We start from the raw sequence: 770 nt of genomic DNA, 5'->3' as shown, positions 1-770 counted from the left end.
TCCTGCCTGATGTGCCATAAGAAAAATGACAAGGTCATGGCAATATTCGATGGCGTGCACGGTAACTCGGGGCAAACGGATTCGCCTATGGCGGGTCTGCAGTGCGAAGCCTGTCATGGGCCGTTAGGCAAACATAATAAGGGCGGTAAGGAGCCGATGATCGCCTTTGGCAAAGAGAGCAAGCTCTCCGCTCAGAGTCAGAACAGTGTCTGCCTGGGTTGCCACAACGATCCTAAGCAGATGGCATGGCATAGCAGCAGTCACAATTTAGACGAAGTGGCCTGCAGCGATTGTCATAATATCCACACCGATAAAGATCCGGTAATGGACCAACTCACGGTCAATGACACCTGCACCTCTTGCCACACTCAGCAAAAATCTGACATGAATAAGCGCTCATCCCACCCGATGAAATGGGATCAAATGACCTGTATCGATTGCCATAACCCACATGGGTCTATGAGTGAAAGTGCACTGAACCACACCACAATAAATGACACTTGCTATAGCTGTCATGGCGAAAAACGTGGCCCCGTTTTATGGGAGCATGCGCCAGTCACAGAAAATTGTGCCAACTGCCATAACCCCCATGGCAGCGTTAATGAAGCCATGCTCACTCAAAGAGCGCCGCAACTGTGTCAGCAATGCCATATGGACGATGGTCATGCAAGCCGTGTCGTACAGCAAGGTGGAAGTGACGCCTTTGGCGGCGGTAAGAGCTGTCTCAACTGCCATAGCCAGATCCATGGCTCCAATCATCCAGCCGGCAG

At 51.4% G+C, this 770-nt stretch carries 1 protein-coding gene; it reads left to right on the top strand.

Annotation, left to right across the window (positions count from 1 at the left end):
• On the top strand, positions 1-770 hold a 770-nt coding region (locus CXF86_RS19985; RefSeq protein WP_102039877.1), incomplete at both ends, for a DmsE family decaheme c-type cytochrome.

This window comes from Shewanella sp. GutCb, from assembly GCF_002836135.1.
Classification (GTDB): Bacteria; Pseudomonadota; Gammaproteobacteria; order Enterobacterales; family Shewanellaceae; genus Shewanella.
The sequence above is the reverse complement of the archived record's forward strand: the minus strand, read 5'-3'. Positions and strand labels throughout refer to the sequence as shown.